The 15187-nt window shown below is 44.5% G+C and carries 13 protein-coding genes; 11 read left to right on the top strand and 2 right to left on the bottom strand.

Annotated features, from left to right (window positions below; translation table 11 throughout):
• Positions 1-292 precede the first annotated feature (292 nt).
• Positions 293-2233, bottom strand: a complete 1941-nt coding sequence (gene abc-f, locus NSQ66_RS04965) for an ABC-F type ribosomal protection protein (RefSeq protein WP_076129226.1) — start codon at positions 2231-2233, stop codon at positions 293-295.
• 244 nt (positions 2234-2477) lie between these two features.
• Between abc-f and NSQ66_RS04970 the strand changes: the two genes are divergently transcribed.
• The 7 genes from NSQ66_RS04970 (at position 2478) to groL (ending at position 7955) form a co-directional block, all read left to right on the top strand.
• On the top strand, positions 2478-3113 hold the full coding sequence (locus NSQ66_RS04970; protein WP_076137219.1) for a 5-formyltetrahydrofolate cyclo-ligase: 636 nt from the start codon (positions 2478-2480) through the stop codon (positions 3111-3113).
• 3 nt (positions 3114-3116) lie between these two features.
• Entirely contained in the window at positions 3117-3587 is a 471-nt protein-coding gene (moaC, locus tag NSQ66_RS04975) for a cyclic pyranopterin monophosphate synthase MoaC (protein ID WP_076099399.1), read from the top strand.
• Positions 3588-3672: 85 nt separating this feature from the next.
• Positions 3673-4158 (top strand): MogA/MoaB family molybdenum cofactor biosynthesis protein, encoded by a 486-nt coding sequence (locus NSQ66_RS04980; RefSeq protein WP_036676512.1) that lies wholly within the window; start codon positions 3673-3675, stop codon positions 4156-4158.
• A 139-nt stretch (positions 4159-4297) separates the two neighbouring features.
• Positions 4298-4540, top strand: coding sequence for a twin-arginine translocase TatA/TatE family subunit (locus tag NSQ66_RS04985; protein WP_036676510.1), 243 nt, complete (start codon positions 4298-4300; stop codon positions 4538-4540).
• Between the two features lie 143 nt (positions 4541-4683).
• A complete protein-coding gene (gene tatC, locus NSQ66_RS04990) occupies positions 4684-5451 on the top strand; it encodes a twin-arginine translocase subunit TatC (RefSeq protein WP_076099398.1) in 768 nt (255 codons plus the stop codon).
• Between the two features lie 512 nt (positions 5452-5963).
• Entirely contained in the window at positions 5964-6245 is a 282-nt protein-coding gene (gene groES / locus NSQ66_RS04995; RefSeq protein WP_036676506.1) for a co-chaperone GroES, read from the top strand.
• Between the two features lie 78 nt (positions 6246-6323).
• Positions 6324-7955 carry a chaperonin GroEL gene (groL, locus tag NSQ66_RS05000; protein ID WP_036676504.1) on the top strand — a complete coding sequence of 544 codons (1632 nt, stop codon included), beginning with the start codon at positions 6324-6326 and terminating at the stop codon, positions 7953-7955.
• 137 nt (positions 7956-8092) lie between these two features.
• Here groL and NSQ66_RS05005 read toward each other — a convergent pair whose 3' ends face one another.
• Positions 8093-9070 carry a tRNA-dihydrouridine synthase gene (locus NSQ66_RS05005; protein ID WP_076141788.1) on the bottom strand — a complete coding sequence of 326 codons (978 nt, stop codon included), beginning with the start codon at positions 9068-9070 and terminating at the stop codon, positions 8093-8095.
• Positions 9071-9334: 264 nt separating this feature from the next.
• Here NSQ66_RS05005 and NSQ66_RS05010 point away from each other — a divergent pair, with 264 nt between their 5' ends.
• The 4 genes from NSQ66_RS05010 (at position 9335) to NSQ66_RS05025 (ending at position 15166) form a co-directional block, all read left to right on the top strand.
• A complete protein-coding gene (locus tag NSQ66_RS05010; RefSeq protein ID WP_339279609.1) occupies positions 9335-11917 on the top strand; it encodes an S-layer homology domain-containing protein in 2583 nt (860 codons plus the stop codon).
• A gap of 142 nt (positions 11918-12059) precedes the next feature.
• Positions 12060-13268: an MFS transporter gene (locus NSQ66_RS05015; protein ID WP_076104713.1), complete on the top strand. Its 1209-nt coding sequence runs from the start codon at positions 12060-12062 to the stop codon at positions 13266-13268.
• 297 nt (positions 13269-13565) lie between these two features.
• Positions 13566-14543, top strand: a complete 978-nt coding sequence (locus NSQ66_RS05020; RefSeq protein ID WP_339279610.1) for a ring-cleaving dioxygenase — start codon at positions 13566-13568, stop codon at positions 14541-14543.
• 17 nt (positions 14544-14560) lie between these two features.
• Positions 14561-15166 (top strand): flavin reductase family protein, encoded by a 606-nt coding sequence (locus NSQ66_RS05025; RefSeq protein WP_339279612.1) that lies wholly within the window; start codon positions 14561-14563, stop codon positions 15164-15166.
• Positions 15167-15187: the final 21 nt, after the last annotated feature.

Raw genomic sequence — 15187 nt, forward strand, 5'->3', positions numbered from 1 at the left:
ATTCTGCCTGAGTTGTGTAAAAAGTGCGTAAAATCAGCAATAACGGCTTTTTTCAAAATGCTCTAATAAACAATTTTGTTGGCAATGAAACACTGTGAGAATTGTGGATAATGTGGATAAATCCGTGGATAATAATTCCTTTTCTTTGAAAATACCGATTTAACGCATAAAAAAGACCCCGAAGGGTCTTTTGAAGTAGGGAGTTATACACGAAACCTGTGTATAGAGCTGTGGATAACTATTTATGAACAAATCTAGAACGATGAAAAAATATTTATAAGGAGGATTTACATTATTCGTCAGCAAGGATTTCCCATTCGCTAAAGAAATCTGTCAGCTGAGATTTTTTGTTCTTCAGGTCCTCTTCATAACCTTGAAGTGCTAAATAATCCTGATAAACTTCAGGTTTAGTCATTTCATGCTCTATAAATACGATTGATTCTTCAAGTGAGGCGATGTTCTCCTCAAGCTCTGCGATACGCCGTTTGCGGTTACGCTCTTCACGCTTAGCCTGCTTGTCTGCTTCAAAAGAGGTTACAGCGCTTTTTTCAGGTACAGCAGCGTCCTTATTGACGTTTTTAGTAGCTAGTTCAGCGGCATCTTTTGCAATCTCTTCTAATTCTCGTTTCTTCTCGACATAGTCATCGTAGTTGCCGAGGTATTGGTCGATCCCTTCGGGATGCAGCTCCAGTACCCTTTCAGCCATCTTGTTCAAAAAATAACGGTCATGGGAGATGAACAGCAGGGTGCCTTCGAAATCAATTAAAGCAGATTCCAGAACCTCACGGCTGACCAGATCCAAATGGTTGGTAGGTTCATCGAGAATTAGCATATTTGCACCGCGGAGCATTAGTTTAGATAACGAAACCCGAGCTTTTTCGCCGCCGCTGAGTGCGGAAATCTTCTTAAGAACATCCTCTCCGCTAAAAAGGAAATTACCAAGGATCGTACGAATTCTGGCTTCCTCGATCATTGGATATTCACTCCACAGTTCTTCCATAACCGTATTTTGTGGATTAAGGCGGGTCTGTTCCTGATCATAATAAGCAATTTTTACTTTAGTGCCCCAATTCACCGTTCCAGCAGAAGGCTCACGGGTTCCGGTCATACACTGCAGCAGTGTGGATTTACCGATACCATTGGGACCGATCAGGGCAGCAGTCTCCCCGCGACGAAGCTCAAAAGAAGCGTCCTTGAATAAAGGTGAACCTTCATTAAAGGCAACCGCAACATTACGCACTTGAAGCACCTCTTTTCCAGACATGAAGTCTGGCTCAAAGGAGAAGCTAGCTTTCTTCAGATCGCCCATTGGACGATCTAGACGATCCATCTTCTCAAGCGCTTTGCGTCTGCTTTGCGCACGTTTTGTGGTGGAAGCCCGGACAATATTTTTCTGAACGAAATCCTCCATTCGAGAAATTTCATCCTGTTGCTTCTCATATTGCTTCATCCGTGCTTCATATTCGGCAGCCTTCAAATCTACATAACGACTGTAGTTACCCGTATAACGCCGGGACTGGTGCCGCTCGATCTCTACAATAGTGGTCACGAGCCGGTCTAGGAAATAACGGTCATGGGATACAACCAGAATCCCGCCAGCATAGCTGCGGAGGTAATCCTCCAGCCACGTTAACGTTTCGATATCCAGATGGTTAGTAGGCTCATCCAGCATCAGAAGATCTGGAGCCTGAAGCAAAATACGGGCCAGCGCGAGCCGGGTCTTTTGGCCTCCACTAAGGGTAGAAATGGGTGTATCTGGTGGGAAATCACTGAAGCCCATGCCGTGTAGGACACTGCGAATCCGTGTATTCATTTCGTAGCCGCCGTGGTCCTTGAACCAATCCGAGCGCCGCGCATACCGTTCAAGCAGTTCTTCGTACCGCTTGGGGTCTTCCGCGAGCTTGGGATCAGCAATACTCACTTCTAACTCTCTCAGCTCAGTTTCGGCTTCGATCAGCGGAGCGAAGACCGCCATCATTTCTTCATGAATGGTTTTGTCAGATTGAAGTCCGCTATTCTGAGCTAAATATCCGATTGTTGTTTCTTTTGATTTATGAATTTGACCGCTGTCATAAGACATCTCACCGGCCAGAATTTGTAGAAAAGTTGATTTGCCGGCACCATTCACACCCACTAGCCCGACACGTTCCTTTTCATTTACCTGTAGGCTTATGCCATCCAGTACGTTCTGTATACCATATGATTTAGTAATTCCTGTCGCTTGAAGAAGCATAACGATGAAACCTCCACCCTTGCATATTTCGCCTTGGTATTTATCCCTCAGCCGTATGAACAACTTATTCTATAGTTTACATGAAAAGCGTTTCCCAAGCGAGGGTTCGATCTAATGTAAGGAGGGAATAACGACCTAGTCCGATAACACAGTTCTATCCACCTTGGCGAACCGGGGAGAAGAGTGGTAAACTGGATTTACAAACAAGGATAAGCTAGGGATGAATAAGAGGGGGAGGCCGACAATGTCCAGCGAGGAGTCGGAGATCTCCAAAGTAAAGCAACAATTACGAGCGGAGAAGACCATCGCCCGAAACGAGCTGTCTTCGGACCAGAGAAGTAAACTATCATCTGAAGTCTGCCACTATGCATTGGAGTGGCTGGAGACGAAGGGTATAACTTCACTAATGGCCTATGTGTCTTTTCGTTCAGAGCTTGATACCCGCCCACTTATCACACAGGCGTGGAAAGATCAGCGTAAGGTGCTGTTGCCGCGTGTAATTCCAGCAAGCGGTGAAATGAGTGTCCACGCGGTGAATGCATGGAGCGATTTAGAGCCGGGGGCTTATGGTATCCATGAACCTGTTGTCTCCAGCAGAGATTTATTAGAGATTGAAGAGATTAAGCTACCTGCTGTTGTGTTCGTACCAGGGCTAGCATTTGATCTTCAGGGCGGCAGGCTTGGCTACGGTCGAGGATACTATGACCGGCTACGTGCGTCTTGGGAGAAAGCCGGGTACGTTAGCGCACAGCCCCCGATATGGATCGGGTTAGCTTACGGCATGCAGTTGGTTCCAAGGGTGCCGATGGATGAGCATGACGCTTTAATGGACATGCTGATTACTGAAAATGGTATAGTGCACTGCCGAAAAGGAGAGTGAGCCATGGAATTGACCCATTTCAACGAGCAGGGAAGAGCTCGTATGGTGGATGTGAGTGAGAAGGAGATCACGAAGCGGACAGCTGTCGCGCGGAGTATGATCAAGATGGCTGCTGGAACGCTGAGCGCCATTAAGAGTGGCAAGATCAGCAAAGGTGATGTCCTTGCTGTTGCGCAGATCGCCGGGATTATGGCGGCTAAGAAGACGTCAGACTGGATTCCGATGTGCCACCCGCTGCCACTTACCGGTATTGATATCAGCTTCTCCGATAACAGCGAAGATGAACTTTATATAGAAGCAACAGTCCATACTACAGGAAAAACCGGAGTAGAGATGGAGGCTTTAACCGCTGTTTCTGCCTCAGCACTAACGGTGTACGACATGTGTAAGGCTATTCAGAAGGATATGATTATCGGACCGACGCTTCTGGTATCTAAGAGCGGGGGCAAGAACGGAGATTATGCGCTCAAATAATTATCAGCTGCTTTTAATTGAAGCGCTGATGCGAGCAGGCTGAACTGTACAGCCAACTATACATATAGAGAGGAAGGACAAACCTATGGCGTGGAAGACAGCAATCCTAACGGCCAGTGATAAAGGGGCCAGGGGTGAACGGGAAGACACGAGCGCCCAGGTTATTCGGGAGCTGGTGGAAGAGGAACTAGGTGGCGAGATCATTGAATATCGAATCGTTCCCGATGAACAAGATGAGATTATCGCAGCCTTGATTGAACTGACGGACTATTTTCAGGCAGATTTGGTACTGACCACCGGAGGCACAGATCTGGCAATTCGTGATGTGACCCCGGACGCTACTCGGCGAGTGGTAGAACGGGAAGTGCCTGGGCTCTCAGAAGCTATGCGCAGTACAGTGATGCAAAAAAACCGTGCAGCTATGCTTTTTCGTGGGATATGCGGCATTCGCGGTCGCACGTTGATTGTCAATTTACCTGGAACGCCGAAGGGTGTTCATGAGAATCTGGCAGCTATTATGGATCAATTACCGGAAGCACTACTCATGGTAACTGGCCAATACCGCCAATAACCCTTTGTCATCTTCTTGTCACGTCACAATGATAATCTATTTATAGAAGAAAGTGGATGTAACTGTGACATAAGTTATGGTATTATTAAATTAAAGTAAACGATACCATGAACGGACAGGTGGACAAGGAGGAATAATAATGTTTAGTGGAATTGGTACTCCTGGTATTATTTTGTTGGTCATACTGGCACTTCTGCTCTTTGGCCCAAATAAACTGCCAGAGCTAGGCCGTGCAGTTGGACGAACCTTCCGTGAATTTAAGGAAGGCGCGCGTGAAATCATCGGGGATAATGAACCGGTGAAGAAGAGCGAAGCTCCTGTGCCGACGGCCCCGCAAACGGTCGCTGCAGATATTCCTCAGGACAAACGCCTGCCGGAATAATAGAAGATCTTTCAATGGGGCAATCTCAGGAGTCTACTAGACTTGAGGAGACGCCCCTTTTTCTTTGCTTTCCGCAGCAACGGACACTGCTTTGAAGAAAGTTAGTGTTATCTTTTTTACTCTTGTCATGGGATGGTGTCTGGATGTCTCTGAAATCGGAAGAAATGTCGGTGGTGGATCATCTCACCGAGCTGCGCAAACGGATTATTTATGTGTTAATCGTATTTGTCCTTGGATTAATAGGCGGATTATTTTGTGCAAAGCCCATTTACGATTATTTGATTAGCACGGACCTGGCGCAAGGTTTTGTTCTGCATGCATTCTCATTCTGGGATGGCATTGGGATGTACATGAAGATCGCGATGGCCGTTTCGCTAGTGATTTCTGTCCCGTTTATTGCCTACCAGCTGTGGGCATTTATCAGTCCGGGCCTGCGGCCGGAGGAGCGAAGTGCGACACTTCGTTATGTTCCCTATGTGTTTATTCTTTTCCTTATCGGTCTTTCTTTTGCTTATTATATTGTTTTTCCAATGGCACTTTCGTTCACGATCTCAATTACCAGAAGCATGGGACTGGAAGAGACCTACGGGATTGCACAGTATTTTAACTTCATGTTCAGCCTGGTATTGCCGCTGGCCTTGCTGTTTGAACTTCCATTGCTGGTGATGTTTCTGACCAAACTAAGAGTTCTCAACCCGCTACGCTTGCGTAAAATGCGTCGGTACGCCTATTTCACGCTTGTTTTTATTGCTGTAGTTATCACGCCCCCGGATTTTATCTCAGACTTTCTGGTGACGATTCCACTGCTCATTTTGTATGAGTTCAGTGTATTTTTATCTGCATTTGTCTATCGCAAGCAACTTGCTGCGGACGCGGCACGGGATGAACGCTATGTTCAGAAGCAGGAGTGAGGAGAGAGGCTGCCGCTTAGTAGATTTTCTACGAATGTGGTAGCTTTTTTGCTATAAGTTGATTTCATTAGTTGGATTGAATACACTTAATAAGTAATTGTTATCGATCGATCAGGATCATTAGATGCAAAGGTCTAACCATTCTAGCAACGTTCATATTTATAAGGGGTGAGAGGAAAGCGCTGGAATCCTACGCATATTTTCAAAACCCGTGGATACAATGTAATAGAGTGTGTGCTTGGACAAGCATTGAAACGTATTTTTTTGCGAAAACTAATACGAATTTGTGTAAAAAGACTTGAAATCCGGGCTCAAGTTGAGTATCATAAAAATTGTTGTTAGCACTGCACGCTGTTGAGTGCTAACGCTCTTGAAAAATAGGAGATGGGCTGGAGATTAGCAGGGTTCCATTGATATTTTTCAAGAACATCACAGAATTCTAAGTTTGGCCCGTAAGTTCTAAACTATGTTTTGAAGCAAAATAACATAATTTTAAAGGAGGCTATTTTTTCATGATCAAACCATTAGGTGAACGCGTATTGGTGCTACCGAGCGAGCAGGAGGAAACAACTTCATTCGGGATTGTGCTTCCGGACTCCTCGAAAGAAAAGCCACAAGAAGGAACGATTATCGCAGTAGGTAGCGGAGCTTTGAAAGATGGAGTACGTGTAGCGCTTGAAGTTAAAGAAGGCGACCGTGTTCTTTTCTCTAAATATGCAGGAACAGAAATCAAATATGAAGGTAAAGAATATTTGATTATGAAAGAAAGCGACATTCACGCGATTCTTGACTAAGCAAGAGTCGATCATAAGCTAAATCTAAACTACTTAAAGTAATAGGATATACAAAAAATTCTAGGAGGTAATTACACAATGGCTAAAGAAATTAAATTCAGTGAAGAAGCTCGCCGCTCTATGCTTCGTGGTGTAGATGCTCTGGCAAACGCGGTAAAAGTTACACTTGGACCAAAAGGCCGCAACGTGGTGCTTGAGAAGAAATTTGGTAGCCCACTCATCACTAACGATGGTGTAACGATCGCTAAAGAAATCGAACTTGAAGATGCATTCGAGAACATGGGTGCTCAATTGGTTAAAGAAGTTGCTACTAAGACTAATGATGTAGCCGGTGACGGTACTACAACTGCAACGGTTCTGGCTCAAGCTATGATCCGCGAAGGTCTGAAGAACGTAACTGCTGGTGCTAACCCAATGGTTATCCGTAAAGGTATCGACAAAGCGGTTCGTGCAGCTGTTGAAGAATTGCAAAAAATAGCTAAGCCTATCGAAGATTCCCAAGCTATCGCTCAAGTAGCTGCTATCTCTGCTGCTGACGATGAAGTAGGTCAATTGATCGCTGAAGCTATGGAAAAAGTAGGTAAAGACGGTGTTATCACTGTTGAAGAATCCCGTGGATTCGCTACTGAGCTTGAAGTAGTAGAAGGTATGCAATTCGACCGTGGTTACATTTCCCCGTACATGATTACTGATACAGACAAAATGGAAGCTGTTTTGGAGAATCCATACATCTTGATCACTGATAAAAAAATCAGCAGCACTCAAGAAATTCTTCCATTGCTTGAAAAAATCGTTCAACAAGCTAGACCGCTTGTTATTATCGCTGAAGATATCGAAGGCGAAGCACAAGCTATGCTGATCGTGAACAAACTGCGTGGAACATTCAACGCTGTTGCTGTTAAAGCTCCTGGCTTTGGCGACCGTCGTGAAGCTATGCTGCAAGATATCGCTGCCCTGACTGGTGGCCAAGTGATCACTGAGAAGCTCGGTCTTGATCTGAAGAGCACTTCCATTGAACAACTGGGTAACGCACGTCAAGTACGCGTAACTAAAGAAAACACAACAATCGTAGACGGAAGCGGCGACAAAGCGGACATCAATGCACGCGTAAGCCAAATCCGTGCTCAACTGGAAGAAACAACTTCCGAGTTCGACAAAGAGAAATTGCAAGAGCGTCTGGCTAAATTGGCTGGTGGCGTAGCCGTTGTCAAAGTTGGCGCTGCAACTGAAACTGAACTTAAAGAGCGCAAACTTCGCATCGAAGATGCCCTGAACGCAACACGCGCAGCGGTTGAAGAAGGTATCGTATCCGGTGGGGGTACAGCTCTTGTGAACGTATATAACGCTGTTGCTGCTGTAGACGTAACTGGTGACGAGAAAACTGGTGTTAACATCGTGCTTCGCGCGTTGGAAGAGCCAATTCGCACCATCGCAGCTAACGCTGGTCAAGAAGGTTCCGTAATCGTGGACCGCTTGAAAAAAGAAGCAGTAGGTATCGGCTACAACGCTGCTACTGGTGAATGGGTGAACATGTTCGAAGCGGGTATCGTTGACCCTGCTAAAGTAACTCGTTCCGCGCTGCAAAATGCTGCATCCGTAGCTGCTATGTTCTTGACTACTGAAGCTGTTATCGCTGACAAGCCTGAGCCTGAAAAAGGCGGCGGCATGCCAGATATGGGCGGCATGGGTGGAATGGGCGGCATGATGTAAGGAAATCATTATCGAAGCAATTCGATGATGAGTTTCCTTGAGAGGAAACACCGTTTAACCACATAGTACAAAAATGAGAGACCTTTCATAAGTTCATTGAACTTTTGAGAGGTCTCTCATTTTTTTGTGGGTATAATTTAATCTAAATCTTGCTCTAAAACAGTTTTTACTAAACGACGTACTTCATCAGTTGATCTTGTATCCATTAATTGGTTTCTTAGTTCGCCTGCACCTCTAAATCCACGAACATAGATTTTGAAAAAGCGAAGAAGTGGTTTAAATAAACGTGGCTCAAGTTCATTTGAATATTTATCGTGAAGAACCAACTGTAAAAGAAGTAAATTGAGAAAATCCTTCGCGCTGTGTTCTTTAGGTTCTTTTTCAAAGGCAAATGGATTGGTGAAAATGCCGCGGCCAATCATGACTCCATCAACGCCGTATTGTTCTACTAATTTTAATCCTGTTGCGCGGTCAGGAATATCTCCATTAATAGTTAACAACGTATTTGGAGCAATTTCATCGCGTAATTTTTTTATTTCAGGGATTAGTTCCCAGTGTGCCTCTACTTTACTCATCTCTTTTTTTGTACGAAGGTGGATGGAAAGATTGGCAATATCTTGTTTCAATATATGTCCCAGCCAATCGCGCCACTCGTCAACATCAGAGTAACCCAATCTTGTTTTAACACTAACCGGCAATCCGCCTGCTTTTGCTGCTTGAATAATTTCTGCTGCTACTTCAGGATGTTTTATTAATCCAGCACCTTTTCCATTCGATGCGACGTTTTGTGCTGGGCATCCCATGTTTAAATCGATACCACGAAAACCAAGTTTTTTCATATCAATGCTCATCTGTTCAAAAAATACGGGTTTATCACCCCAAATATGAGCGACAATCGGTTGCTCATCTTCTGTGAACGTTAATCGACCACGTACGCTGTCTTTTCCTACAGGGTGACAATAGCTTTCTGTATTTGTGAATTCTGTGAAAAATACGTCGGGTTTTGCAGCTTCACTAACGACGTGACGAAATACAACATCTGTGACATCTTCCATGGGTGCTAATATAAAAAACGGCTTCGGTAAATCAAGCCAAAAGTTTTGTTCGTTACTCATATTATCTCCTCTTGTTGTAATATATAAAAACGATATAAGGATAGCAAAGTCCTATACCCATCATACATAGTATCATTTTTTCTCGTTTGATGCACAGAATCAATGATATGAGAATGTTCGTCCATGGCTATTTGTTTATAATCTGTTTATTGATACTTGTTATAATCCTGTAGATGAAAAGTTTGTAATATAAAGTCGAATCGTGTTAACGAATCGATTATAGACAAACGACATAACGCATCCAAAGAACAGGGGGATAAGCAAGTGAACAAAAAGCAATGGATAAGCTCTATATTGGCTGCTGCTGTATTATCAAGCCCTATCATTATGCCGACCAAAGGATCGGCAGCTGCTTCCTTTATTGATATTGATGGCTCATATGCAAAGAAAGCGATTGTTGAGCTATTCGATCAGGGGATAGTGACCGGTGTTGGAGAGAGTAAGTTCTATCCTACGTCGAATATTACAAGGCAGGATTTTGCAATTATTTTAGCAAAGACATTAAAGCTGGATGTTTCGAACCCTCCTGCACTGCCAACCTTTCTGGACGTTCCCACAAGTAACTACGCATACAGCTATGTGGAGGCGGCTGTCAAAGCCGGATTGATTAAGGGTACAGGCAGTAATCTTTTCGGTACGGGGCAAAATTTATCACGTCAGGATATGGTCGTCATGTTCGTGAGAGCATTGGGAGTTAATCCTACGGGTAAAGCTGGAACTTTGCAATTTGCTGATAGTAGCCAAATTGCTGATTATTCTAAGGATTCTATAGCTGCCGCTGTGGAATATGGATTGATTACCGGATATAATAATTTTTTTAATCCTGATGCCAAAGTAGATCGTCAGGCCGTAGCTCTAGTAGCTTCTAAGTTTCTGAAGTTTAAGGAGAACGGAAACACTGAGCAGCCCGCTTCCACCCCAACTGCTCAACCGAGTAAAGAGCCGGTAACAGTGCCTACTCCTGTTGTTGGAGGGTCTTCGTCTTCGCAAAGTGAGCATAGCAGTAATTCAGATTCAAATGCACCTGTGGTTGAAAGTACCAAGTTCGAGGCGATCGACAACTACAACGGGACACAAGATCAGCTTCGCGGGTTAGCGGGAGCCATCGGGGAGCAAGGAGCAGCGGTACAAGCCTACTTGTGGACGGATGCGAATGAGAATGGTGAAGTAGATGCCGACGAATTAGGAACAGCCATCGCATTAGGCACTAGTGCAGCAGATGGATCTGTGAGTGCGGCCAATATGGGGGATCTGGCCGCAGGAACGTATCGTTTCGTGATTACCGCTAAGGATTCATCCAATAATGAATCAGCGAAGAACGCTGCACATGCGGTTACGGTGACCTTAAGCAAAAACGAAGTTCCGGATACGACTGCACCGGTAGTGGACGCAGCCAAGTTCGAGGCGATCGACAACTACAACGGGACACAAGATCAGCTTCGCGGGTTAGCGGGAGCCATCGGGGAGCAAGGAGCAGCGGTACAAGCCTACCTGTGGACGGATGCGAATGAGAACGGTGAAGTAGATGCCGACGAATTAGGAACAGCCATCGCATTAGGCACTAGTGCAGCAGATGGATCTGTGAGTGCGGCCAATATGGGGGATCTGGCCGCAGGAACGTATCGTTTCGTGATTACCGCTAAGGATTCATCCAATAATGAATCAGCGAAGAACGCTGCACATGCGGTTACGGTGACCTTAAGCAAAAACGAAGTTCCGGATACGACTGCACCGGTAGTGGACGCAGCCAAGTTCGAGGCGATCGACAACTACAACGGGACACAAGATCAGCTTCGCGGGTTAGCGGGAGCCATCGGGGAGCAAGGAGCAGCGGTACAAGCCTACCTGTGGACGGATGCGAATGAGAACGGTGAAGTAGATGCCGACGAATTAGGAACAGCCATCGCATTAGGCACTAGTGCAGCAGATGGATCTGTGAGTGCGGCCAATATTGGGGATCTAACCGCAGGAACGTATACTTTCGTGATTACCGCTAAGGATTCATCCAATAATGAATCAGCGAAGGACGCTGCACATGCGGTTACGGTGACCTTAAGCAAAAACGAAGTTCCGGATACGACTGCACCGGTAGTGGACGCAGCCAAGTTCGAGGCGATCGACAACTACAACGGGACACAAGATCAGCTTCGCGGGTTAGCGGGAGCCATCGGGGAGCAAGGAGCAGCGGTACAAGCCTACCTGTGGACGGATGCGAATGAGAACGGTGAAGTAGATGCCGACGAATTAGGAACAGCCATCGCATTAGGCACTAGTGCAGCAGATGGATCTGTGAGTGCGGCCAATATTGGGGATCTAACCGCAGGAACGTATACTTTCGTGATTACCGCTAAGGATTCATCCAATAATGAATCAGCGAAGGACGCTGCACATGTGGTTACGATTGAGCTTGTTAATGGTGTTCTGACCACACCTACGGTTACTAGCTCTATATATGGTTTTGACGGAGGCGGCGGTTCAAAAACAAAACAACTGATAACGGGTTCTACACAATCGCGCATTCGCTTCGACTTTTTCTCCGGAGAAAGCTTTACGAATGCTGAAATTCAGGTAACGTTGGAAGGCATGATCTTTACCACAAACGACTATTATACCATTAGTGGATGGACACATCCGACGAGTGATCAAATTAGCAATAATGGGCATACGTTAACTTTCACAGGAAGTAACATAGGTGTTTCGGATATCGCTTTTGAACTTCATAATAAAGTGATGCCGGCACCCGGGACCTATCTCATTAAGTTCAAAGCCGATGCGGATGGACCTGGAACAGCCAGATCTTATTCCGAGGAACAAGTCATTACCTTAATTATTTTGCCACCGGCTTAAACTAGAAGCTTCTCATGAGTTCTTTGAACTTGTGGGAAGCTTCTTTTTTTATGAAAAATAGGATTGCTCAATATAGTCTAAATGATTATTATGAGTAAGGTATGTTCATATAAAAATAGAGATAAACAGGATGGAGAGCACCATGAAAACAACACGTCAGAACGCATTGATTTTCTCGTTTACTTTTATGGCTTTTATTCTGGGTACGACGGAGTATATTATTGTTGGTTTACTCTCTGAAATATCCTCAAGCCTCGGAGTTACGCTTGCGACAGCCGGGGGCTTGGTATCTGGCTTCGCGATTTCTTATGCCATTGGCACACCAATTATGATGTCCTTGTGCAGCCGTGTTCCGAAACGGATTACGATTCTTGTATCACTTGTATTGATTCTGCTGCTGAATTTGTGGAGTGCTGTAACTGGAACTTACAGTATGCTGCTGGTGACTAGAATAGTTACTGCCATACTATGTGGCTTTGTTCTTTCTGTAGCCATTACGGTAGCGAATGAAGCGGTTGATCAGGAGAAGAGAGGCAAAGCGATTGCTACAATTTTGAGTGGTTTTGCTATTGCGAATGTTTTTGGTGTGCCGATCGGTACTTTTGTAGGGCAGTTTTTTAATTGGCCAGCAGCGTTTGTTCTGAATGGGATATTAGCTGGAGTTGCCATAGTTCTAAATTATATTTATATTCCACGCCAATTACCGAAACCTGTGCCTAGCTCACTCAAAGATCAGATCGGATTGCTCACAAACGGCCGCATTATTCTTGCATTTCTCATTCCGGTTACCGCAGTGGGAGCCGTATTTGTGATGTACACTTACATTACACCTATACTGGAGCAAGTCATGAATGTTCCTAAAAGCTCGGTTAGCGGCGTGCTGTTTGCCTACGGGATTGCCACGATTGTCAGCAACTGGATTGGTGGCAAAGTTGCGACCGGGAATGCGGTTAGTAAGCTGAGATTCGTATTCCTTATCCAAGCTGTGGTCTATGTTATCTTTAGTATGACCGCATCTGTTTCCATTCTAGGAATGATTGTGCTAATGGCTCTGGCCATGATGTCGAGTATTGTGAGCGCACCTGCGCAGCTCTATTTGATTGACTTAGCTAAGCAGTTCTCACCAAAAACGAAGGATCTTGCTGCTTCCTTGAATCCAGTAGCCTCAAACCTGGGAATTGCAGGCGGGTCTGCGATCGGTGGAGTGGTTGCCGGGCATGGAGGATTAATCTCTCTTCCTGTAGCTGCTGCCATTCTGGCAATATTGGCATGTGTGATTACCTTGATATGTTATAAGATGGATCATCAAAGCCAAGCAGCGGTCATTACTCAGCATCATAACTTAACCTAATGAGATGATATAAAATATCCCGGCTTCATAAGAGTTTATTGAACTTGTGTGGAGCTTTTTTTATATGGAAAGCTTCAAAGCGTTGACTTCCTACAGATTCAGTGCTAAACTTATCTTAAGTTAAAGATATTTAAAGTGAAGATAAAAAATCTCGATGGTATCCACCAAAGAGCTTGTACAGTAGAAAAGATCTTTTTTTAAGTGATATCTTAACATTAAGATAATTAAACTAAACCTTCTTATTCTTGGGAATTATATTACGAGTCAAAATCAACTAAACATTAGGAGTGTATAACAATGAGAAACTTAAAAGGGATTCACCACGTTACAGCCATCACAAGCAGCGCAGAGAAAAATTACGAGTTTTTTACTTACGTATTAGGTATGCGTCTAGTGAAGAAAACAGTCAATCAAGATGATATTCAGACGTATCATTTGTTTTTTGCAGATGATAAGGGCAGCGCCGGAACAGATATGACCTTCTTTGATTTTCCTAACATCCCTAAGGGTGTTCATGGAACTAACGAGATTGCGAAGACATCCTTCAGGGTACCAACAGATGCTGCATTAGACTACTGGGTTAAGCGTTTTGATCGGCTTGAAGTGAAGCATACCGGCATTAAAGAGCAATTCGGCAAAAAGACATTATTCTTCGTAGATTTTGATGATCAGCAGTATCAACTTATTTCAGATGAATTGAATAAAGGTGTCATATCAGGTACACCGTGGCAAAAAGGACCTATCCCTTTGGAGTATGCAATAACTGGCTTGGGACCGATCTTTGTACGAATTGCTGATTTCAACTACTTCAAAGAAGTATTGGAAAGAGTGATGTTGTTTAAAGAAATCGCTCAGGAAGAGACATATCATTTATTTGAAGTTGGCGAAGGCGGAAACGGTGCACAAATTATTGTAGAGCATAATGAGTTCTTACCGAATTCACGCCAAGGTTTTGGGACTGTTCACCATGCTGCATTCCGTGTAGAGGATCGTGCGATGCTGGACGAGTGGACAGAGCGTTTTGAAGGCTTTGGATTCCAAACTTCAGGATATGTAGATCGTCACTTCTTCGAGTCGTTGTATACACGTGTTGCACCACAAATATTGTTTGAGCTTGCGACTGATGGGCCTGGATTTATGGGAGATGAGGAATATGAAACCGTTGGCGAGAAGCTTTCTTTGCCACCTTTCTTGGAACCTAAACGTGAGCAAATTGAGAAGTTAGTCCGTCCTATTGATACCGTTAGAAGTACGATCGACTTCGTGAAAGAGTGAAGAAGGAGCTGAGGAGATTGATTTCAATTGATCCAAAGCACAACAGTGAGCGGGAAAATTATAAATTATTGATTGGCACTATTATTCCTAGACCTATAGCCTTTGTCACAACACAATCAGAAGAGGGTCTCTTAAATGGTGCACCGTTTAGCTATTTTAATATCGTTTCGTCTAATCCTCCGATGGTTTCATTGGCTATTCAAAGACCAGCAGGGCGTTTAAAAGATACAGCCCGTAATATTTACGATAATCAACAGTTTGTTGTGCATATTGTAGATGAGGAGAATGTTGCGAAGATCAATCAGACTGCAGCCACATTACCTGCTTCTGAAAGTGAAATTGAATTGGCGAATCTTACACAGATTCAAAGTACAAGTGTAGCTGTGCCTGGCGTTTTGGAAGCGAAGGTGCGGATGGAGTGCAAGCTTGTTCAAGCAATCCCGCTAGGGGGCGAAGAACCTGAGAGTGACTTGTTTATTGGCGAAATTGTTCAATTCCATATCGATGAATTGATCTATCAGGAGGGGCGTATTGACCCGAGAGTTCTAAACGCTGTGAGCCGTTTGGCGGGAAATAATTACGCAACCCTTGGAGAGATTTTTACAATAGATAGGCCAGAATAAGCAACTATAGAATAGACCTGC

Source organism: Paenibacillus sp. FSL H3-0329, from assembly GCF_037963285.1.
Lineage (GTDB): Bacteria > Bacillota > Bacilli > Paenibacillales > Paenibacillaceae > Paenibacillus_AQ > Paenibacillus_AQ odorifer.

What these genes read in the sequence shown, in the direction of transcription:
- abc-f (WP_076129226.1), bottom strand. Translation starts at nt 2,233, where the DNA reads ATGCTTCTTCAAGCGACAGGAATTACTAAATCATATGGTATACAGAAC.
- NSQ66_RS04970 (WP_076137219.1), top strand. Translation starts at nt 2,478, where the DNA reads ATGTCCAGCGAGGAGTCGGAGATCTCCAAAGTAAAGCAACAATTACGA.
- moaC (WP_076099399.1), top strand. Translation starts at nt 3,117, where the DNA reads ATGGAATTGACCCATTTCAACGAGCAGGGAAGAGCTCGTATGGTGGAT.
- NSQ66_RS04980 (WP_036676512.1), top strand. Translation starts at nt 3,673, where the DNA reads ATGGCGTGGAAGACAGCAATCCTAACGGCCAGTGATAAAGGGGCCAGG.
- NSQ66_RS04985 (WP_036676510.1), top strand. Translation starts at nt 4,298, where the DNA reads ATGTTTAGTGGAATTGGTACTCCTGGTATTATTTTGTTGGTCATACTG.
- tatC (WP_076099398.1), top strand. Translation starts at nt 4,684, where the DNA reads ATGTCTCTGAAATCGGAAGAAATGTCGGTGGTGGATCATCTCACCGAG.
- groES (WP_036676506.1), top strand. Translation starts at nt 5,964, where the DNA reads ATGATCAAACCATTAGGTGAACGCGTATTGGTGCTACCGAGCGAGCAG.
- groL (WP_036676504.1), top strand. Translation starts at nt 6,324, where the DNA reads ATGGCTAAAGAAATTAAATTCAGTGAAGAAGCTCGCCGCTCTATGCTT.
- NSQ66_RS05005 (WP_076141788.1), bottom strand. Translation starts at nt 9,070, where the DNA reads ATGAGTAACGAACAAAACTTTTGGCTTGATTTACCGAAGCCGTTTTTT.
- NSQ66_RS05015 (WP_076104713.1), top strand. Translation starts at nt 12,060, where the DNA reads ATGAAAACAACACGTCAGAACGCATTGATTTTCTCGTTTACTTTTATG.
- NSQ66_RS05020 (WP_339279610.1), top strand. Translation starts at nt 13,566, where the DNA reads ATGAGAAACTTAAAAGGGATTCACCACGTTACAGCCATCACAAGCAGC.